Below are 21,480 nucleotides of genomic sequence, written 5' to 3'. Positions count from 1 at the left end.
CTTTGCTGTGCTGATCTGCTGGCCCTACAGCGACCCTTAGACCAACACAGAGCATTTCCAGGTCGAACCAGAACCTATGCATCCGACTTTGATTATACCTCAGAAAGCGAGAAGGTAAGGTTGGAAATGAGTTGGAATCTGATTGGAAAGTCGAGACTTATTTAGGAGCGCAAATCTGCGGAAAAAGCAGAGCAAAAAGCTAAAGTCTGGGATATGTGGCTAGACTGTTATACACAGCAACAAATTGCCATTGAGACCGGTATCCATCAGACAACAGTGGGAGAATGGATTAAACGGGTTGTGTCAGAATTGAGAAGACAGAACTCATCCAGAGAACCACTGCGGAGTCTTCTCCCTCGCGAGGAGACTATTTGCAGAGCTTCCTTCAACGCATCAAGCCGATGAAGAAAAGCTTGTCGCCACTCCTTCGGAGTGGCCAGTTCTTCCTTAGTCGAGTGGGAACGTAGATAATTACGCAATTCGTCAAAAGCAGAGCAGAAGCGGGCAGCCGAGGTAAGGTTTCCAAAACCACGCATGGGATACTACCGTTGTGCGGATCCCCCGGTGATCTTGTTCCAGACAATTGTTGAGATACTTCTTGGTTCGATGGAGCACCTGATCACCCAGTGTTTCGCGCACGGCTCGCGGGTAAGAGGCATGTCCGTCTGTTATTACCTGTTCCGGGGTATGACCAACGACGGCAAGAGCTTGCATGAAAAACAGCAGAGCTGCCTCCATATCTCGTTTTTCACGAGAGAAGAGAATCAATCAGGTTCCCATCTCTATCAATGGCCCGATAGAGGTCAGCCACGCCTCTTTGATCTGGCACCGTTGCCGATGCGGCAATTACTGACACACGAACAGGTCAAGAACAGTCGGACATGGCAGACGATCATTCGTAGTTTGTATCTGCCTCCTGGAGCTGACTTTTTGCCTACTCCATCTATCTTGACTCACCTTTGACACCACACATAGAAACGCTGTTGCTCCAGCACCCTGATAGGGATGCATTCATTCAGTGGCAGTCGGAGTTACGTGCGTTGACACTTCAACCTATGACACCTGAAGCAAGAGACGCAGCGCTTGTGTTGAGCGTATGTGGCGATACCCAGTGGATTGATGCGTGCATCACCCAGGTGGGTTCACAATTCACGAACGTGCTTCTAATTGCTGCCGCACTTGCATTTGGATGTACTGCCATGTTCACCGACACCCGCGACCTTGCCCGCACCCTCGCCGACGCCCGCGCCCTCGATCTCGCCCCCAACCTCGATCTCGCCAGCGCCCTCGACCACATCCACGCCCTCAGAGCATCCCTCCAGTCTGCACGCCAGCGTTGGGAGCATGATGGGGAAGTGACCGAAGCCATCGAGAGAGCACTTGAAGCTCTCCAAGATCTAGAACACGTTCTCGGTTCTCCCCCCGCCATATTTCTGCAATTTCTCGCCGCGTGCAATAAACGATGGCCTTTACTCCAACCACAAACAGAGGGAGAGGATATCTCATCCACGCCAGAAACCATGTCGCTTGCGTCGTTGGGAACGCTGGTCAAGAACCTTTTCAGTAGCGATGATGAACAATGCGAACAGGCCCGCCGCGTTTTGCGTACGAAGCAGAATGCATCAGTTCTGGGAAAGGAAACCATTGAGCAGCTGGCACAGCAAGCGGTTCTGCACGCTTCCACACCATGCATAGGACAGCATTTGGAGTGGATCCTCCACGAGATTGTCCATGATAGACCAGACTGGATACAGCAGCGGGTTGAGCAATTGTGGGCTGAGCACGAGCAGGATCATCACATTGGAGAGAGAATCCTCTCCAACGTTTATCGTGTGACGCCAGACGCTTTTGAGGCAACGCTGCATTGACGTGCTGCCTCATACGAGTCGCCACGTCAATGCAGCGTTGCTCCACGCCTTCGGTTGGCAACTCCGTCTACAATCCATCCCAGAAGGCTGGCAGGGCAAACTCCAAACACGGTTGCTCTCCTGGTTAGAGCAAGAGAACCAGCCAGAGACGTGTGTGGCGCTCATTGAAACGCTGGGACATTGGCGAGGTGAGAAACCGGTCGGTATAGCAGATGCATTGCTGAAAAGAGTCGAGGGAGAAGGGCGTAGCCAGGAAATACCATCCCTTTTGATGGCGTTGGCCCGACTGGCCTCTTAGGATGCCACTGCTGCACTGGCACGTTTGGAGGTTGGTTTCGAGTGGAAGCAGAACAAACAAAACCGCACCTCTGATGATGAACGAAGCCGCCTCCGTCATGAGATGAGTGTGTCCTACCGAACAAACTGCTCGCGCTTGTGCCAGATGTCTCATCATGCTTGAGGGCACTGCTGGAGGTTGTGTTGCAAGAATGATGAAGAAATCAAAAGAGTTATGGAGTTCCCTTCTGGTTCATGTGAGATGGCCACTCCAAACAGATTGGCAACGAAGGCCATCTGGCCTCTCACATCACCTTTGCCGACCTCTTGTAGTTGCCCTTTCCGTATCATGTTCATCATCTCAAAACCTTGTAACGTCCGCCATGCGGTCTCAAAGGAGAAGAAGCCCATCCCTGGCCTCGTTAAGCGTTTCATAAAACGGTGATCCTGTTCGATTGGATTGCCCCGGTATTTCACGCGGTCGTCAGTTCCACGCTTTTAGGGAGGATCCCGATTGTTTTGAGGAAAGCCTCCGCTTTGGGATACGCAGCGTTCTTATCCGTGGGGCAGACTTAAGCGAGGATAATTCCGCTTTCCTCCTCATTTGCTCGTTCTCCAGCTCAGGTGAAGCCGTTGAGCAAGCTGAGGATTGGAGCGCTTTGACAAAGAAGCGTTTGGTGGGATCACGCATCGCGTGTTGGGCGCGTGGAGAAACTCCAACGTCTGGCCATCAGAATCAACAACTCGATACAGATACATCCACACTTTTTTGATCTTGATGGAGGTGCGCATCGACCCAGCCCGCGAATCGTTGATGGCTCTCAGATGAGGCCGACAGCGTTTTTCCATCTCTGGTGCATACTGTTGAACCCAGCGGAAGATCGTGGTGTGATCCACGTGTAGACCGCGCTCCATCATGATCTCTTCTCGCGTCACGAGAACTCAAAGCATACCGCAGATACCAGCAGATACACAGGAGGATAATCTCGGCCTGAAAATGACGCCACTTGAAGGGATGTTGCTGATTCATGAAGGAGCTTCCTCTGCTTTTCTCGAATTGAAGCAGAGCTTACCAGAGCTCCTTCTTTTTTGCAACACAAGCACGATGTCCAGCCGACATCCAAGGGGATGAAAATGGAGTATGATAGAGGCATGGTCGTGACAGCAAGGTCGGAAACGGGTTGGAGCATGATGCCCGAAACACAAGCTGACCTGTGGGGAGTCCAGGATCCATGAGTGTCGCCGCCCGAAAGGGACGAGCACGAGAGAGAAACTTGTCGTTTTTCCCCCCCGCCTCGACCTTTCATTCAGAAAGAAGGAGACCAGGATGCAAATCGTTTATGAGAGATGTTGTGGACTGGATGTCCATAAAAAGAGTGTGGTGGCCTGTGTACTGATCACTGGGGAAGATGGAACAGTGCAGCGGGAAGTCCGGACGTACGCCACTATGACAGCTGATTTGCTCATGCTGCGCGATTGGCTAGAGTCTTTAGGCATTCAACATGTAGCAATGGAGAGCACAGGCGTATTCTGGCATCCCATCTACAATATCTTAGAAGACGATCATCGGACAATCATTCTGGTCAACGCCCAGCATATGAAGGCGGTTCCGGGGCGCAAGACAGATGTGAAGGATAGTGAGTGGTTGGCTGATCTCTTACGTCACGGTCTGCTTAAAGCCAGTTTCATTCCCCCATCTCCTATTCGGGAATTGCGTGAGTTGACCTGTTACCGTAAGACGTTGGTGCAGCAACGAGCCTCCGAGATTAACCGCCTCCAGAAGGTCTTGGAGTCGGCCAACCTCAAGTTAGCTGCCGTAGCAACGGATATTCTCGGAAAAAGTGGACGAGACATGCTCGATGCTCTTGTGAGTGGGCAAGAAGATCCCGAAGTCTTGGCGGCTTTGGCCCGGGGGCGATTACGTGCCAAGATCCCAGAACTCCAACGAGCCCTGGAAGGACGAGTCAAAGCCCATCATCGTTTCCTTATTGAGCAAATCCTGTCGCATATTGACTTCCTCGATCAAGCCATTCTCAAGGTATATGAGGAAGTGGAGCACTGTTTGGCTCCTTTTTTAGAAGCGGTGACCTTACTTGAGACGATCCCATGTATTAATGCCGTCACTGCGGCTGTCATTGTGGCTGAGATTGGTATTGATATGTCGCGTTTTCCTTCTGCCAAGCATTTAGCGTCTTGGGCTGGGGTGGTGCGCTGTATCACGCGCTTGAATATCCCTGGTACAGCCAGGAAGAACTCGAAAGGAGGTTCTTGGGTCAATGGCTTACCTCACATCGAAAGATCGTGGGGGACAGTAGCATGCCACTGAAAGCGGGAGAAGACCGAAGACGCTTAGGGATGAGTCCCGCAAGACCCGCACAATATGGTGAGAGCTAGACTGCTCGAAGTCTAATTCCCAATCGGTGTATGCCCACACCCACCGCTACAGCGTCTAAGAGCGATGTCGCCTCATAGGGTGAAATCACATTCCGACACCCTACCTTTCGTGGGGCGAGATGAGAGACAGCGAGTCCCTTGAAGGGAATGAGTGGACCACCTACGTTGTGCTCGCACGTATTCAAGCGACGGAATACAGGATTGTCTAAGGGTGGAGACACCTATGATAACGGAGTTCCCATAGTAGTCAGCGGTAGGGAAAGCCTGCTACACGGCGAAGGGGAACAGGTGATACGCGATAGTGAAAACAGGGAGGTACGCGAGATGCGATCAGCCGTAACTGTGCTCAGTATCATTCATGAACGTGGGAAACAAGGATTGCCGCTGGAAGACATTTATCGACAACTCTACAATCCAGGACTGTACCTGATGGCCTACGGACGCCTGTACGCGAATACAGGTGCGATGACCCCCGGCTCAACCCCTGAGACCGTGGATGGGATGTCGATGGCGAAAATTGAGAAACTCATAGACGATCTCCGTCATGAACGTTATCGCTGGACGCCAGTTCGACGAACCTACATCGCCAAAAAGAACGGCAAACTCCGCGGATTGGGTTTGCCCACCTGGAGCGACAAACTGTTGCAGGAAGTCATACGCCTCATACTAGAGGCATATTACGAACCGCAGTTCAGCCCCCATTCACACGGCTTCCGATCTGGGCGAGGATGTCATACAGCTCTCACGGCCATACGAGACGACTGGAGCGGAACGAAATGGTTTATCGAGGGCGATATCTCCCAATATTTCGACACCATCGATCATACGGTGTTAGTCGCCATACTGGGAGAGAAACTCAAGGACAATCGTTTTCTGAGATTGATATCCAACCTACTCAAAGCCGGATATCTGGAAGAGTGGAAATTTCATCGAACCCTCTCTGGAAGCCCACAGGGTGGGGTGGTTTCTCCAATTCTTTCAAATATCTATCTGGACAAGTTTGATAGGTATGTCGAGCAAATGCTCATCCCAGAATACACACGCGGAACCGAAAGACGTTTCAACCCAGAATACGAGCGACTTCGGGCACAAGCCAAACGCAGGAAACGTGCGGGGAAACGAAAAGAGGCACGAAAGCTCTGGACACAAGTTCAGCGCCTCCCCTCAAGAGACCCACAAGATCCTGACTTTCGGCGTCTGAAGTACGTTCGTTACGCCGATGATACGCTTTTCGGGTTCATTGGCAACCGGGCAGAAGCCGAGGAAATCAGGGAAAAGATAGCGAATTGGCTCAGGGATAATCTCAAGCTCACCCTCTCTATCGAAAAGACGCTGATTACCAATGCTAGCTCAGACGCAGCTCGCTTCCTTGGCTATGAAATTGTCGCCCAACGCGCCAACGACAAACACCACCCGAAATCGGGACATCGGACTGTCAATGGCAAAATGGGATTACGAGTTCCTGCTGATGTCATCACCTCGCGGTGTGCCAAATACATGCACAAAGGAGTGCCTGCACATCGTAATGAGCTGATCCAAGATGATGAATTCACCATCATCAATCGCTATCATGCTGAATATCGTGGCCTCGTAGAGTATTACCTGTTGGCAATCAATGTCTGCTGGCTTCACAAGCTACATTGGGCTATGCAAGCCTCACTGTTGAGGACGCTGGCACGCAAACATCGGAGTAGCCTGAAAGCCATGTCTGAGAAATATCGGGCGACAACGGAGACGCCCTACGGAACATTGTCTTGCCTACAGGTGGTTGTCGAGCGAGCAAACGGAAAGAAACCACTGGTAGCGCAGTTCGGAGGCATTCCGCTGAGAAGACAAGAAAGAGCAATTCTCGCCGATCTTGACCCAGACTTCTCTCAAAAGCGAGGTCATGAACCCAATGACCTCGTCAAACGACTGCTCGCGGAGACATGCGAACTCTGTGGGTCAAAGACAAACATAGAAGTGCATCATATCCGCAAGCTCGCCGACCTGAAAGAGAAAGGACGGAAAGAGAAGCCTCGATGGGTCCAGAAAATGGCTCAAAGAAGGCGCAAAACGCTGGTGGTTTGTGCCTGCTGTCATGACAGCATTCATCGAGGGGAAAGAAAACCACAGTCACGAAAAGCATCACTGGAGAGCGGAGTGCAGTGAAAGTCGCACGCTCCGTTCGGCGGGGGCCAGACGGAAAAGGAGTTGCAAAACCACCTCGTCGGCTGGCTACCCGACTGTCCAGGCAACCGACAGAGCGGAGGGAAGCGACTCAGTGGAACGGCCACAAAAGGGGATGTATGGCTGCGTGCGGTTCTCGGGGAAGTCGCCGTGAGCATTGGCCGTTCTCGTGGAACCTATTTGCATGCCCAATATCACCGGATTGCCCGTCGCCGAGGCAAGCAGAAAGCCGCCTGGGCAGTAGCACACAGCATCATCGTCATTATCTATCATATCCTGCAGAGCAAGCGGCCTTATCAAGACCTGGGAGAGCACTATTTCGAGCAGCTGGAGGCTCCTCGCTTAGAACATCATCATGTTCGACGCCTCGAGCAATTGGGTTACACCGTCACCTTGACGCCCCAAGTTGCGTAATGGCTCGCTGGTTTGGGGCGATTTACGAGAGAAGCACAATGTCACATGGTGACACAGATGGGGATGAAAATGAGATACACTAGCAGAGGAGTGAGCATGGAGAGGTCGTTATCGGTTTGGTGCCTTGTGCCCGTGAGAGAAGCTGACCCGGGTGTGCCCAGAATGGATGATTGTCGCCACGTCGGAAGACCTGAGCACGCGAAGGAACTTTGTTGTTGATCCACACCCCCTGCTCATTTCTCCCAGAAAGAGGACCAAAGCCGCAGAGGAGACAGGGACACATGCAAGTACTCTATGAACGTTGTGCTGGACTGGATGTGCATAAAAAGACGGTTGTCGTCACCGTCTTGATCACTCAGAGCAAGGGAACCGTGCAGAAATTGACCCGGACCTTCTCAACAATGACCGCTGACTTGCTGACCCTTGATGAGTGGCTCCGTGGGTTACAAGTGATCCATCTGGCCCTCGAAAGCACGGGGGTATATTGGCATCCGGTTTTTAATATTCTGGAAGAGGGGCGCAGCATCCTGCTGGTGAATCCGCAACATATGAGGGCCGTTCCCGGGCGCAAGACCGATGTCAAGGACAGTGAGTGGTTGGCAGACCTGCACCGGCATGGGCTGCTCAAGGCGAGTTTTATCCCACCCAAACCGATCCGAGAATTACGAGAACTCACTCGCTACCGGAAAACGTTAGTTCAGGAGCGGGCGCAAGAGGTCAATCGTCTGCAAAAAGTGTTGGAGGGAGCCAATGTAAAGTTGGCGGCGGTGGCAACTGATGTGTTGGGTAAAAGCGGGAGGCAGATGCTGGAGGCATTGATTGATGGCGTACAGGATGCTGAGGCCCTCTCAGCATTGGCGCGAGGTCGTTTGCGAGCGAAGCTGCCGGAGTTGCGTAAAGCCTTAGATGGACGGGTCCAGCCTCAGCATCGCTTTTTGCTCACGCGCATGCTGGCTCATATTGATTTTCTTGAAGAGTCTCTTGAGCAGGTGAACAAAGAGATTGAGCAACAACTTGCCCCTTTTGAAGAGGCAATGACACTGGCACAGAGTGTGATCGGCATTCAAGAAACTGCTGCCGCTGCGATCTTAGCTGAGATAGGAACGGACATGAGTCGCTTTCCCACAGCCTCGCATCTTGCCTCATGGGCTGGCGTGTGTCCAGGCAACAAACAGAGTGGAGGCAAACGGCACAATGGAGCAACGACACTAGGGAATGCTCATCTGCGAGCAGTCTTAGGAGAGGTGGCCTGGGCCATTGCTCATACTAGGGATAATTATCTCTCGGCACAGTATCATCGCATCGCTCGACGTCGGGGGAAACAGAAAGCCATTGTGGCCGTCTCCCACAGCGTGCTTGTTATTCTCTACCATGTGCTGCGAAACAAGCAACCTTACCACGACCTGGGAGCTGACTACTTCGCCAAGTTGGATACCGCCCGCACAGAACGTCACCATGTCCATCAACTCGAGCAACTTGGCTATCGGGTCATTCTTGCTCCTAAGGAAGTTGCTTAGAAACCTGGGGTAAGGTGATTTTCGAAGGAACCGGATCTAACCACACTACCAGGTTGACAATACCCGTCAAGATTACATCTCTACTACAGTCTCTTCTTCATCTTTCAGTTGCGAGATTTGCTCGTTGTACAACTGGGCGTATAACCCACACAATTCCAACAGCTCGTGGTGTGTTCCACGTTCCACTATCTCACCCTTGTCTACTACCAGGATGACATCCGCCGCCCGGATGGTTGAGAGACGGTGTGCGATTGCCAACGTTGTGCGGCCCTTCATCAGCGGCTCCAACGCCGTCCGGATCAGACGCTCGGAATGGGTATCAAGCGCGCTGGTGGCCTCGTCCAATATCAAGATGCGTGGATTTTTGAGCATGACACGGGCGAGGGCAATGCGCTGCATCTCACCACCAGAGAGCTTATAGCCGCGTTCCCCTACAATCGTATCATAGCCCTCGTCGAGTTCTGTAATGCGATCATGGATGGCAACTGCCTTCGCAGCTGCCATCATCTCCTCCTCAGTTGCATCTCTCCGTGCGTAGAGCAGATTTTCCCTGACTGAAGTGTGCAAGAGGTATGTTTCCTGCGTGACAACACCAATCACCTCGCCGAGCGAAGAGAGCGCGATGTCTTTGACGTCGTGTCCATCGATCTCTACTACTCCGCTGTCCACATCGTAGAGCCGGGACACCAGATATGCTATAGTCGTCTTGCCCGCACCACTTGGACCAACCAGGGCAACCAATTGCCCCGGTTCAATCGTAAACGAAATATTCTTGAGCGTGATATGTGGTGTTTCATCCTCGCTAGTCGAAGTCACTGGCTCTGGTAAGACTGAATCTTTCACTTTGTCACGACCACTGCTCTCTGTGCCGAACAGCCCTCTCAACACCCTCTCGTCATGCTTGTAGGTAAAAGAAACGTTCTTGAATGCAACCTCGCCACGTAGCTCTTCAGCTTTGAGGCGCAGTGCTCCATGTTTATCCTGAATCTCAAGCGGCAGATCCAGGTATTCGAAAATTCTATCGAACAGCGCTAGCGCTCCCTGGATCTCTATTTGGATCGTCAGCAATTGTCCAACTGGGAAGAACAGTCGGCTCTGGAGCGTTATGAAGGCCACAATCGTACCGAAGGTCACACCTGCACCCGGCGTATGAATGATCTGCCAACCTGCAATCAAATAGACGATGGCAGGTGTCACTGAAAAAAAGGTGCCGATAAACATGACGAACCAGCGCCCGATCATCTGTTGGCGTACTTCTAGATCCGTAAACTTCTGATTTTCCGTTTCAAACTGCTCCTGGGCATATTTTTGTCGCCCGAAGGTCTTTATCAGAAGGATACCACTGACTGACAGCGTCTCTTGCATCATCGCAGTCAGAGATGCCATACTCTTCTGCGTCTCTTTGCTGGTAGCACGACGTACATCACCTATCTGCTTCGTAATCCAGAGGAAGAGCGGCAGCAAACCAAGCGAGACAAGGGTAAGAAGAGGACTAAGGTACGTCATCGCAATGATGGTACTCACTACTGTTGAGACATTGGTGACAATGGTGGTAGCGGTGGAGGTGACGACACCCTGCACGCCACCCACATCGTTCGAGAGGCGCGACTGGATCTCGCCTGTACGCGTTGAGATAAAGAAACGTAGCGCCATGCTTTGCATGTGTGCATACAACCTGTTGCGGAAGTCGCGCATGATGTTCTGCCCGATCACATTGTTGAGATAGGTCTGCCCAACACCAATAATCCCTGAAACAATAGGAGTGATAGCCATAAGGATGACGTACATGATGAGTAAGGTTGTGTTGCCTTTCTGGATGGCGTCATCAAAGATGCGTTGAATCAAGAGAGGATTCACTAGCCCCAGGAGCGTGGTGAGTAAGATCGCTATCAGGACCAGCACAACCTGAAATTTGTAAGGGCTGAAGGCTTGTATGATACGTCCAACTGTGCGGACGTCTGTTATACGCCCACGTCTTTTTTGTTCTTCCGCATACGCAGTCATGCTATGAAATGCCATAGGAGGCTCCTGAAATGTGATTTTGCGGGTATGGAAATGGCTGTCATCGCAGAACCGAACGCAGGGCCGTTTGAGCTGCGAAATAGCCGCACATCCCATGCACTCCACCACCTGGCGGAGTCGATGAAGAACACAGGAAGATATGTTTCGCCGAAGTCGTGTAGGGCACAGGACGGATAGCTGGACGCGTAAAAAGCTGCCAGATATCCTGGACACCGCCACTGATATCCCCACCGATATAATTCGCATTGTAGCGCTCCATCGCTGCCGAATCGCTGCTATGGCGCGCCAGAATACGGTTACGAAAGCCGGGAGCGAAACGTTCGATCTGAGCTTCAATGCGCTCCGTCATATCGAAGGTCGAGCCATGAGGAACATGACAATATGCCCAGGCGGTATGCTTGCCGGTTGGAGTACGCGTCTCATCAAAAAGACTTTGCTGAGCCAACAGCACAAAAGGCTTCTCAGGATGCTGGTTATGCGTGACCTGATATTCAGCAGCCGCAATCTCTGACAGCGTCCCCCCCAGGTGGACCGAAGCGGCGCGAAGGCACGACTCAGCCTTCCAGGGAATAGGACTATCGAGAGCATAATCGATCTTGAAAACCCCGGGACCATAGCGATAGCGTTGCAATGCACGGCTGTATCCATATGACAAATGGTCACCAGCAATACGCAGCAACTGGCGGGGAGTAACATCAAACAACAATGCACGAGCGGGGGGCAAAGAAGCAAGTGTTTTGACCTCTACACCAGTCACAATCTCGCCCCCAAGAGCCTGAAAATAGGCCGCAAGTGCATCCACAATCTTTTGTGAACCGCCACGAGGAAATGGCCAGCCGACAACATGACCAATCACTCCCAACACTATTCCAGCAGCAGCACTGCTAGGCTGGTCAAGAGAGAGCATCGAGTGTGCGGATATCCCGGCGAAAAGTGCGCGGGCACGTTCACCTGTAAAGCGTTGCCTGGCGAGACCTTGCGCCGACCGCAATGCCAAGAGTCCAAAACGACCAAGTGCAAAAGGATGACGAAGGAGCGGAGAAACACGTAATGGCCCCAGAAACGCCTGCTCGATTAGAGACCAGCGTGCGACAAGTGGAGCCATCAACCGATGGTAGTTCGCACCATCACTTTCCAACGTGTCACCTGTTGTGTCAAGAGATCGTTCCAGGAGTACAGCACTGCCATCATCAAGAGGATGTGCAAGAGGGACAGGTGGATGAATCCACTCCAGACCATAGTGTGCCAATGGCAATGTCCGCAAAAAAGGTGAGTTGAAAGCGAGGGGATGAATAGCCGAACAGAGATCATGGACAAAGCCCGGCAGGGTTAATTCCAGCGAACGGGAACCACCGCCAATGGTTTCCTTTGCCTCGAAAACCACGACAGAGCGGCCCGCCTGTGCCAGCGCAATAGCAGCCGCCAACCCATTTGGCCCTGCACCGATCACGATAGCATCATATTTGTGATGTGTAACCATGATCTCACAACATCCTTCTTACATGTTTATTTGCTAGTTTCATTTCTCGACACTCATTGCCTTGTGGCACCATCCAGCAATACCGCTGGCATGTTGAACTCTCTGTTCCCATGCCTTCTTTCCTACCACCCCCGTACTTGCAGACAGTACAGGACAGCAGGGTATGTCGCCAGAAAGGACCACACAAAGTCATTGAGGCCCATAATATACGCCATCATCAGGTGGAAGACGATTCCACCAATAAGCGGTACAAGCGCCAGCGGCAGTGGGAGAAGAAGCACAAGAGGAAAGAAACACTCCCAGATAATGACTCCGCGTGAGAGCCATTTGGAGAGTGTCGGTCTTACCAGAAGGAGATCTCTCAGCCTGGCATTTCCATACGTGCTGGTGCCACAGATTCCGACCAGATACGTTCCATCACGCCAGCCCGGTGCAACCGCCTTCGCAAAGCCTGCCATTGCATAGGCAAGGCATGCCTGAAAAGTGAGAAACCAGAGGTAGACATTCATGGTAAGATGCGTCGTCACAATGCCCACCACGGCTAAGCCAACAAACAAGAGGTCTCCCATCTGATCAGCACCATCCGTTCCAAAAGTATTACGGAAAGTGAGTAACATGGAGACAAGAACAAACACACAAAGAAGCCAGGGATTGAGAACGATGGTCAACGGACCAAAGAGAATAAGCAGAGCAATCACTGCTCGCAGGGCGATTAGACCTGAGATGCGAGGATAGGAGAAGAGCCAGTCCAGAACTCTTCCTGTTGCCCCTTTCACCATCAGAGGCTGGCGAAGCCTCCCCACCTCCCAGCTCATGAGTCCACCATTTTGCAAGGGGTGAGGGAATACCAAGTATTCGGCGCAAGCAACTACAATTGCCAGCGCTGCGAACTTTGCAACCAGAAGGATTGCCAGTTGCTGGTTGATCACAGAGAAAAGAGTCATAGCTCATGAACTCCCGAAATGAACAGAATATCAGGCTCCTTCTCTGGAAAAGCTCCATGAGATTTCATCAGAAGAAAGCGCGTGAATGCAGGCGACAATGATCGTGGAAGAGATGAGATGTAATTGAGTAACATCAGGTAGGCAATCGAGCCTTGCAGTGCTTTGTCAGAGACAGAGAGACGCATATTGAGCATATTCACAACATCGAATAACGCTTTCCGCTCCCTTTTACCTGGATTCCAGACGATGTTCCACCAGGAGCGCTCAAGCATCGGCCTGGCTTCTGTCCAGTTCGTACAACTTCCATCGTGAAGCGTGTCCTGATAGAGAAGATGAAAGTCTCCCTGTGCTGGCCTGGGTGCGAAGAAGCGCCATTCAGGGACTAACTTAAACCAATCCCGTTGACGGATGGCCTTTTTGAATCTCGGGATATAGACGAGGACACAAAGCAGTGCCCAGATGCCGAAAAATCCGCTAACCAAACCCTCACTCATATGTATAAGCTCCTCATTTTAAGGTGATCAGGGCATAGGATACGCCAATGTGTTGTAATCGCACGTGAGTACGTCGAGTAGAGAGGGCAACCATATGAGCGTAGAATGCCCTTTTCACTCTTTATTCTCCACCATCGACGCTAGCAACCACACGTATCCTATGCATTGAGTCAACGTGTTCCTCGGTTATCGAGAAAGTCCGTTGAAAGTATTTACCGCCGCGTCTTGAGCAGTTCGTTGACAGAGGTTGCTGCCTCTAATGGTTTGACCTCTCTCCTCGGATTAGCAAGGAGATCATGGCGCATTGCAAGCAGTTTGCGTACAGATGCCGCAGGCCCTAATTGTTCGAGCGCCTCTTCAGGAATATCAACACGCTCAGCTTCTATGCATTCACATATCGTCATGTAGGCACAATAACATGCTGTTATTAGTTCTTCTATACGACCTTCTTTTGTGTTGGAAACAGTTGTTGCTGCTACCCGGGTAGTATCACCCCTTTTGTTAGCGCTCACGCTGCTCATAGCTTGATCAACCGAAACCAGTTGGAGGGCCGCCATTTCTGCCGGGGTGATTCCCTGCGAGGGAGTGACTTCACGGCTTCTCAATTGAATCATGTGTTCCTCCAGGTAAGTGATTACATGCCTTTTCAAGGTGTCTGTAAATTCCAACAGTACCAGGCTCAATCGTGTTAGCGAAAGTATTTACCGCCGCGTGTTGAGCAGTTCTCTGACAGAGGTTGCTGCTCCTGATAGCCCAGCCTCTCTCCTCGGGTTAGAAAGGAAGTCACGACGCATTGCGAGCAGTTTGTGAACGGATGCCGTAGGCCCTACTTGTTTGAGCGTCTCTTCAGTAATATGGAACTCCAGATCATACGGTGTTCTCCCCACGAGAGCTATCAGTCCTACTACTACCTCATCAACAGTTACGGCTGCGACTCCGATCGGAGTAGCTGCTACTGCTGCCACCGTGAGCGCAATTGCCGCCACATCCGCCGCTACAACAGTTTGAATTGGTTCTGAGTTGTTAATAGCTAGATCTGCTGGAACAAGTTGGAGAGCAAACTTTTCAGCTGGCGTGAGCGGTGGATCGACTCGTACCACCAGTGCCTCCAAAGCAACGTCGGAACCTTTGGTGAACCGTTCAGCCAGGATGAGGCCCTCCGGCGCTAAGCGTCCACCATTGTAGGGAAGGAAGAGCATCCTCATATCAAGCCCTTGCAGGACACTGAGTCCTTGAGCCAGAGTGGTCTCGCCATAGCGCAGATCAGCAAAGACGGATTGCTGGATGGTAGCCTGAACGGTTTCTTCCGGGGTCCAGCCTCCGATCTTCGCTACCGTCTGCTCAACGATCTTGTGATATACCTGTAACAAATCTTTCCCGCCTGAGTTGAGAGCCTGGCGAAGCTCGTGAAGGGCATCAGAACCTTTCCTGGCAATGAAGACGGTTAATGTTCCAGGGACACCAAAAAAGGCGTTTTGAGCCGATGATGTCTTGTCAACAACCTCAATAGTTGTAAGGCGGACCTGCCGCGCCCGTGTTTCGACAACGTAAGCATGACTCTGATCAAATGCCATCTGCCGCCCGGTCAGGTGTTCCTGAGAAAGTGTCTCTTCCTTCCTTCTTACTTGAACCATATGTTCCTCCTGGTATTTCATTTCTTTAGCAATCACAATAGTTGCGGAGGGAGTAAAAACGCCCAATGCCTTTTTACTCTTGCGAGAATTCCAGTCTTCTGTGGCTCTCAACCTCCTTGCCTTGATTGTACTCACAAGCTGTACCGCCAGGAAAGATCGTCAATAATCGGCGAGTGATCTTTTGGCGTTAAAAATGGTCGGCTTGCCCGTCTATCTTCTTGAACACGCTATCCCCTTTCGCTTTTCTCTTATGGATGAAGAACAAGGAGCAGCAAGATGCCACCCTCTGATCGGTCTCATACCACCAACCGACTCCGGCAAGAGCGCATCGCGCGGAACTGGCGGCAACGTGATCTGGCGGAGCAACTAGGAACTACAATTGTGAGTGTCACACGCTGGGAACGAGGCATCCAACAGCCCAGCGCCTATTTCCGGGTGAAACTTTGCGCCCTCTTTGGCAAAAGTGCCGAGGAACTGGGCCTGCTCGCTAGAAACCCATCATCGCAGAGGACGGTCTCACAACCGCCTCCACTCGTTTCCATGCCCCCTCTTCCCGTCCAGATACGCTTCTTTCTCGGACGCAGTCGTGAACTGGCGGAAGTGCAGCGCTTGCTGCATGCCTCGCGGCTGTTGACCCTGACTGGCATCGGAGGCGTGGGCAAGACGCGGCTGGCGTTGCGGGTGGCTGAGGAGATGGCTCCCACCTTCGCTGATGGTGCCTGCTTCGTGGATCTTGCCCCCCTCTCAGATCCGAGGTTGGTTGCCAACGCCATCGCCTCCGCGCTTGGGGTAATGGAACATCCGACAGAAGCACTGTCGGAGACGCTGAAACGAGCGCTGGCGCGGCGAGAGGTGCTGCTACTGCTTGATAACTTCGAGCATGTACTCAAGGAGGCTCCACTGGTCTCCGAGTTGCTCTCGACCACTTCGCGTCTCAAAGTCCTCGTCACCAGTCGAGAGCCGTTACGCCTTGTCGGAGAGCAGGAATACCTCGTCCCCCCACTCTCTCTTCCAGAAGTTGAGACACCTTCCGCCCAGAACCTCATACAATCGGAGGCCGGGTTGTTCTTTGTGCGCTGCGCGCAATTGGTCTCACCCCACTTTGAGGTGAGTGAGGTGACCGCTCCGGTGATTGGACGCATCTGTACGCGCCTTGACGGGATTCCCCTGGCTCTTGAATTGGCTGCGGCACGCTGTAAATTGTTCACCCCACACGCCTTGTTGGAACGGCTGGAAGGGACGAGGGAGGTCTCCCCTTTGCGTCTGCTCACCGCTCGTTCACGCAACGTCCCCTCGCGTCAGCAAACTCTGTATAGCTCCGTGGCATGGAGTTATACTCTGTTGAATGAGCAGGAGCAACGCTTGTTGGCACGTCTGACCGTCTTTCGTGGCGGCAGTACACTCAAGGCCATCGAGAGCATCTGCTCTGAAGGTCTCTCTCTTGATGTGATAGACGCCCTTTCGTCTCTGGTGGATAAACATCTGGTGCAGCAGAAAGAGATGCCAAACGGTGAACCGCGTTTTTTCATGCTGGAAATGATCCAGGAGTATGCTCGTGAGCGCCTGCAAACCAGCGGTGAAGAGGAACCTATGCGCAGACGGCATGCCTCCTATTTCGTCGAACTGGCCGAACGTGCTGAATCCGAGTTACGACTGGCAGGCTTCGAGCGGTGGTCTGGACGGCTTACACAGGATCTGGAAAACCTACGCACGGTCCTTTCCTGGTCATTAAGCGGGGGAAATGTGGAGTTGGGGATACGATTAGCGGGGGCTCTGTGCCTGTTCTGGTACGGTAATGGACATCACATGGAAGGCCGCCGTTGGACTCAACAGCTCTTCACTCGACTTAATGAAGTCCCTCTGGTGTACCATCCCAAGCTCCTGCTCAGCGCCGGACACTTTGCCTTTCTCTACGATCTCGATGCGGCAGCCTCCCTGTTCAGAAGAGTACTTGAAGTTGCGAGCGCGTTAGGGGATCGGCTTCAGGTGGCCTGGGCGCTCCTTTTCCTGGGCTACACGCTCTTTCGTGATCGTACGGTAGCCATGCCGCTGGTTGAGGAAAGCCTGACCCTGTTCCGCGAACTGGCGAATCCGCCGGGGATAGCCCAGGCACTCAATATCGTGGGGGAAATCGCTCGTTATAATAACGATGACGATCAAGCCAGGCAAGCGTATGAAGCATGTCTCGCCCTCTGCCAGCAGACAGGAGAAATCCGCCGGATCGGCTTGATGTACAAGAACCTCACCTTCCTTGCCTTGCATGAAGGGGATGCTGAACGTGCCAGAGATCTGGGACGCCAGGGGCTGCAGGTAGCTCGTACAATGAACCATCAACTTGACCAGGCAAAAGCGCTGGTAATTCTTGCAGGGGCATTGGGTGCGTTGGGCCAGCCCAAGCTCGCGACAAAGTTGTTTGGCACATCGGAAAGAGCCTTAGAGAGACTGGGAGCTGTCACCGTTCCGATCCCGAGCGATGCATCAGAAATAGCTGGCATGATCGCCACTATCCGCGCTCATCTCGATGAGGCAACGTTCCAGGCTGCCTGGACAGAAGGACGCGAGATGACACTCGAACAAGCTATGACCCAGGCACTTGATGCGTGAGAAGGTTGTTTAGTTGCTTGCCAACTGGTATCCCACCGGCCCAACGATGGTCAGGAGTTGAGCTTGATCAAGATAAGGGTTCGGCCCTACCTGCTGATGAGGAAACAGGGTATTGTCAACTTGTTTGTAGGAATGCAGTGTATTACTGAGGTATAAAGAGAAGAGAGACTGAAGGCGGTGAAATAGTGGGGAGGATTGACTGTTATGCGATGAGCTTTACTGCGGTGATCTCGTCCCATACCAGAAATCGGCCCCGTAAAATGGCACGGTATTCCCTAGCACTCAAACGGTGTCGTCGCGGTTGAAACTGTCCAGCGATGGGGCCAAAGGCCGAAAGAAAGCGTTGTGCATGTTTGGCTGATTTGAAGCGCCGCATCTTCTTTTCTCGCAATCGCGTGGGTTGATGTGAATTTTCTGCTCGATTGTTGAGTCCTTTGTGCTGCCGATGTTCCACTCCAGGCAGGATCTCGCGTTTGGCCGCGCCATAGCTTTTCAGTTTATCAGTAATGAGCACGCGTGGGATGTACTGGAGTCCTTTGAGGAGTTTCCGAAAAAAGCGTTTGGCTGCGTGTTTGTTCCGTCGGCTTTGGACCAGGATATCCAGCACATTTCCATCCTGGTCTACAGCCCGCCAGAGGGAATGAGTTTTCCCGTTGATCTTTAGATACATTTCATCTAGGTGCCACTTGTCACCGCAACGAGGACGACGACGGCGCAATGTATTGGCGTAGGTTTGCCCAAACTTGAAGCACCATTGCCGCACCGTTTCATAGGTCACGACGATCCGACGTTGCGCCAGAAGCTCTTCCACATCGCGAAAGCTGAGTGAGAAACGGAAATAGAGCCACACTGCGTGGCTGATAATTTCAGGCGGAAAGCGGTAGCCTTTGTAATCGGGAGGAGGAGTGTTTGTTTTCATGCAGCTATTGTAGCAGAGTGTTCAGCTACATTACCAAGTTGACAATACCCCTGGAAGGTTCACTTGACAGCAAGCCAGCCACCTCGCACCCTTCCTCACGTAGGGGTCGGCACCAGCCAGATCCTACCTCTGCTCGTGATGGGCTTGCTATCCCCTGAAGGAAGTTTGCTCGTCATTGAGCAGCCCGAGTTGCACCTGCACCCACGCATTCAGTCACGGCTGGGTGATTTCTTTCTCGGCCTTGCCCACTGCGGCAAACAATGTGTGATCGAAACGCATAGCGAAAACCTCGTCAACCAACTCCGCTATCACATGGTGCAAACTAGTGAACAGAAGCAAAGCCGATGTGCCATCTACTTTGCCACACAGGACGAGCAGGGGACGACCACCTTTGAGCCAGTGCAGATTTCGCCACGAGACAACATCCTTAATTGGCCGGAGGGCTTCTTCGATGAAACGCTCCTACAACAAGAACAGATCACAGAAGCCGTGTTACGCAAGGAGGCAGAACAGCATGAAAGCGATCCTCGTTGATCCCATCATCCTTCTTGTCCCTCCCCCTTCTGCTGGTGAGCAAGAGATTACGCAGTGGATTTCACACCTGCAACGCTGGTTACGCGAGGTGGACACATCTCCGTTCCAGTGGTATCATTGTGCCGCGCTCATCCTCAAGCATCTCCCTTACACTCATCTGCCCAATCTTCAGACCTTGCGCCTGTGGCAGCGGCGCTATCACCTGGACATCGATATTCACGCCATCATCCACGTGTTCACCACCTTTTCCCTCCAGGACTCTCGTTCCCTCAAGGAGGCGCTCGAACGAGAGATCCTTGCGGCTGGTTCGCTTATCGAGGCCACGTGTAACAACATTGTCCCTTCCCAAGCGATTACGCGTGAACCCACTCCTCTCCAAGGGGATCTTGCCGGGCTTTTGGCTCTGGCAGCAGCCAGCAAATCCAAACAGATCCCGCTTGCCTGCACCCTCGCCATTGCAACTGCGATGCTCCCCTCGCCAACAAAAACACTGGAGGTTTTTGGGGAGGCTTCCTTCCTCTCTCCGAGGGAGGAGTTGTATGAGCAGCGCTTTGGGGAAGCCTTTCCCCTGCTCTTTACCCCCGAGGAGATGGAACCGCTTCCCATTATTGCCCTCTGGAAGTTGGGCGAAACTGGAGTACGTCAGGCCATAGCAGCGCAAGGGAGCAAATATTGGTCAGAGCGTACGTTGCTCTCCTTCACCTTTGGCCCACATTTTTTTGCCTCGATCCAGCAGCACCGACTCGAAACTAACCGGATCGTCCTGACGAAATTTATCTATTTTGCCGCTGCCATCGCGGCCAACGCCATCAAAGATCTCAACTGTCACCTGCACCCCCTCTATGAAGCCGATCCTCCTTCCCCTCCACGCATCAGAAAACGTGATGGGGCAAAGGCCTGGAGGCTAGAGCTTGTGCCAAAGGGAGCTGGCTGGCGCCTGCACTACTGGCACATTCCTTCCCCAAACGGAGGCACGATTGAATTCGACAGAATTCTCAAAAAGCACGATTCAGAGGAGATCGAATGATGTCGCTCCTGGTCCCCGAGAGCGCCAACTTGCAGGCTTGATAGAACACGCCCCATCCTGTGAGATGAGAGCGAGCCCGGCGGTAGAACGATCTTCTCCTACCATTCGTAGAACGTCTGGCTCTGAAAGGAATCTATGCACTCCTAGCAAGACACATGCGAAGCACTCTACAACTCACAATTCCCTGCCTCCTCTCACCTTGTCCGACTGCGTGCGAGATTCTCGGACATACCGTTAGACAATTTCGGCCACTTGAGGAACCGTTTTAGGAACAAAAATCGCTTCAATAGGTACATGGTCGCTCAATTGATGCTCTTGGAGCAAATTTAGGTAGGAGATGCTCAGAGGAACAAGTGCTTGTGAGGCAAAAATATGATCATAGCGATACGTTCTCCAACTGTATACTTTTTCCGATCTGTACCCATGAACTCGCCGATAAGCATCAGACAAATCATAATCAGCAAGCCCCCGCAGGACACGGAATTCAGCCTTGTGTCGCTCTACTTCTTTCCTTCTCACATAGTAGCAGCCCTTGCTCTTGCTGTAGCTCTGTCCCCAGGTAATAGTTTCCCCTGTGATTGTTTCTTTTTGTGGTGTATTAAAGTCGCCACACAGGATACGAAGCCGGTCAGAAGGTGTGGCAAGCGTATGATAAATGCCAGTGAGCAAATCCAGTTTAATCGACGAGTATATTTTCCGACCTGCAGAAGTGCCCTCCTTATGTAAACCTGGAGTGACATAAGCGTTGTAGAGATCTATCTTCCCCCAGGGGCTTTGCAACGTAGCAAACAACATTCGCTTCGCCCAATGCTTCATCACTTTCTCTGGATGGGGTGACAGCATCCCTTCTGGCCAAAGCGCTGATGATGGGAGGTGAGGAAGCCGTTCAAGCTCAAAGCAACTCGCTATGAGAACTCCAGTAGGAGTTGCTTCATCAGAGGGATCTTGGAATGTATGGAGGATATAGCGCAGGCCAATTTCCGCAAAAGCTTGTTCGTACTGTCTTACAGAGGTCGCTCTGACATCCTGGAAAGCCACCACATGCGGTTTTTGTTGGCTCAAAACGTTCACTTGCTTTCGTCCATCTTTCACACGAGCATTCACATTCCATGAGATGAGTTTCACTATAGTCTCTCCCTCTTGTTTTTGGCCACCTTAGTAAAGGCCACTCCTCTGTTTTTGGC

17 protein-coding genes and 2 pseudogenes are annotated in these 21,480 nt (G+C 52.2%); 9 read left to right on the top strand and 10 right to left on the bottom strand.

From position 1 onward, the window contains the following. Positions 1-362 precede the first annotated feature (362 nt). Positions 363-802: pseudogene (locus tag K3T83_RS37915) on the bottom strand (DDE-type integrase/transposase/recombinase); the annotation flags it as partial. A 238-nt stretch (positions 803-1,040) separates the two neighbouring features. On the opposite strand from K3T83_RS37915, the gene K3T83_RS37910 reads away from it, so the two are divergent. After that, a complete protein-coding gene (locus tag K3T83_RS37910) occupies positions 1,041-1,868 on the top strand; it encodes a hypothetical protein (protein ID WP_220208082.1) in 828 nt (275 codons plus the stop codon). Position 1,869: 1 nt separating this feature from the next. After that, on the top strand, positions 1,870-2,166 hold the full coding sequence (locus K3T83_RS37905) for a hypothetical protein (RefSeq protein WP_220208081.1): 297 nt from the start codon (positions 1,870-1,872) through the stop codon (positions 2,164-2,166). 239 nt (positions 2,167-2,405) lie between these two features. On the opposite strand, the pseudogene K3T83_RS58150 reads toward K3T83_RS37905, so the two are convergent. Then, positions 2,406-3,174: pseudogene (locus tag K3T83_RS58150) on the bottom strand (IS6 family transposase); the annotation flags it as partial. Between the two features lie 297 nt (positions 3,175-3,471). On the opposite strand from K3T83_RS58150, the gene K3T83_RS37895 reads away from it, so the two are divergent. The 4 genes from K3T83_RS37895 (at position 3,472) to K3T83_RS37880 (ending at position 8,638) form a co-directional block, all read left to right on the top strand. Continuing rightward, positions 3,472-4,470: an IS110 family RNA-guided transposase gene (locus tag K3T83_RS37895; RefSeq protein ID WP_220208080.1), complete on the top strand. Its 999-nt coding sequence runs from the start codon at positions 3,472-3,474 to the stop codon at positions 4,468-4,470. Between the two features lie 392 nt (positions 4,471-4,862). Continuing rightward, positions 4,863-6,689 (top strand): reverse transcriptase/maturase family protein, encoded by a 1,827-nt coding sequence (locus K3T83_RS37890; RefSeq protein ID WP_220208132.1) that lies wholly within the window; start codon positions 4,863-4,865, stop codon positions 6,687-6,689. Positions 6,690-6,731: 42 nt separating this feature from the next. Next, positions 6,732-7,121, top strand: a complete 390-nt coding sequence (locus K3T83_RS37885; protein ID WP_220208079.1) for a transposase — start codon at positions 6,732-6,734, stop codon at positions 7,119-7,121. A gap of 281 nt (positions 7,122-7,402) precedes the next feature. Further along, positions 7,403-8,638 (top strand): IS110 family RNA-guided transposase, encoded by a 1,236-nt coding sequence (locus tag K3T83_RS37880; protein ID WP_220208078.1) that lies wholly within the window; start codon positions 7,403-7,405, stop codon positions 8,636-8,638. Positions 8,639-8,710: 72 nt separating this feature from the next. On the opposite strand, the gene K3T83_RS37875 is transcribed toward K3T83_RS37880, so the two are convergent. The 6 genes from K3T83_RS37875 to K3T83_RS37850 form a co-directional block, all read right to left on the bottom strand. Continuing rightward, on the bottom strand, positions 8,711-10,657 hold the full coding sequence (locus tag K3T83_RS37875; RefSeq protein ID WP_220208077.1) for an ABC transporter ATP-binding protein: 1,947 nt from the start codon (positions 10,655-10,657) through the stop codon (positions 8,711-8,713). Positions 10,658-10,700: 43 nt separating this feature from the next. After that, positions 10,701-12,140 (bottom strand): phytoene desaturase family protein, encoded by a 1,440-nt coding sequence (locus K3T83_RS37870; RefSeq protein ID WP_220208076.1) that lies wholly within the window; start codon positions 12,138-12,140, stop codon positions 10,701-10,703. Positions 12,141-12,262: 122 nt separating this feature from the next. Continuing rightward, positions 12,263-13,084 (bottom strand): HTTM domain-containing protein, encoded by an 822-nt coding sequence (locus K3T83_RS37865; RefSeq protein WP_220208075.1) that lies wholly within the window; start codon positions 13,082-13,084, stop codon positions 12,263-12,265. Then, positions 13,081-13,578: a hypothetical protein gene (locus K3T83_RS37860; protein ID WP_220208074.1), complete on the bottom strand. Its 498-nt coding sequence runs from the start codon at positions 13,576-13,578 to the stop codon at positions 13,081-13,083. Before K3T83_RS37860 ends, K3T83_RS37865 begins: the two co-directional genes overlap by 4 nt. 212 nt (positions 13,579-13,790) lie before the next feature. Further along, the gene (locus tag K3T83_RS37855; protein ID WP_220208073.1) at positions 13,791-14,192 is read right to left on the bottom strand and encodes a hypothetical protein; all 402 of its coding nucleotides are present in this window, start codon (positions 14,190-14,192) and stop codon (positions 13,791-13,793) included. Between the two features lie 87 nt (positions 14,193-14,279). Continuing rightward, entirely contained in the window at positions 14,280-15,212 is a 933-nt protein-coding gene (locus tag K3T83_RS37850; protein ID WP_220208072.1) for a hypothetical protein, read from the bottom strand. A 276-nt stretch (positions 15,213-15,488) separates the two neighbouring features. Between K3T83_RS37850 and K3T83_RS37845 the strand changes: the two genes are divergently transcribed. After that, a complete protein-coding gene (locus K3T83_RS37845) occupies positions 15,489-17,816 on the top strand; it encodes an ATP-binding protein (RefSeq protein ID WP_220208071.1) in 2,328 nt (775 codons plus the stop codon). A gap of 202 nt (positions 17,817-18,018) precedes the next feature. Here K3T83_RS37845 and K3T83_RS37840 read toward each other — a convergent pair whose 3' ends face one another. Next, on the bottom strand, positions 18,019-18,735 hold the full coding sequence (locus tag K3T83_RS37840) for an IS6 family transposase (RefSeq protein ID WP_220208070.1): 717 nt from the start codon (positions 18,733-18,735) through the stop codon (positions 18,019-18,021). A gap of 63 nt (positions 18,736-18,798) precedes the next feature. On the opposite strand from K3T83_RS37840, the gene K3T83_RS37835 reads away from it, so the two are divergent. Then, a complete protein-coding gene (locus tag K3T83_RS37835) occupies positions 18,799-19,269 on the top strand; it encodes an AAA family ATPase (RefSeq protein ID WP_220208069.1) in 471 nt (156 codons plus the stop codon). After that, positions 19,250-20,296 carry a hypothetical protein gene (locus tag K3T83_RS37830; protein ID WP_220208068.1) on the top strand — a complete coding sequence of 349 codons (1,047 nt, stop codon included), beginning with the start codon at positions 19,250-19,252 and terminating at the stop codon, positions 20,294-20,296. The genes K3T83_RS37835 and K3T83_RS37830 overlap by 20 nt, the downstream gene beginning before the upstream one ends. A gap of 234 nt (positions 20,297-20,530) precedes the next feature. On the opposite strand, the gene K3T83_RS37825 is transcribed toward K3T83_RS37830, so the two are convergent. Further along, positions 20,531-21,400 carry an endonuclease/exonuclease/phosphatase family protein gene (locus K3T83_RS37825; RefSeq protein ID WP_373324563.1) on the bottom strand — a complete coding sequence of 290 codons (870 nt, stop codon included), beginning with the start codon at positions 21,398-21,400 and terminating at the stop codon, positions 20,531-20,533. Positions 21,401-21,480 lie beyond the last annotated feature (80 nt).

The organism is Reticulibacter mediterranei, assembly GCF_016587455.1.
Note: the sequence above shows the minus strand (reverse complement) of the source record. Positions and strands in the feature narration are given on the sequence as shown.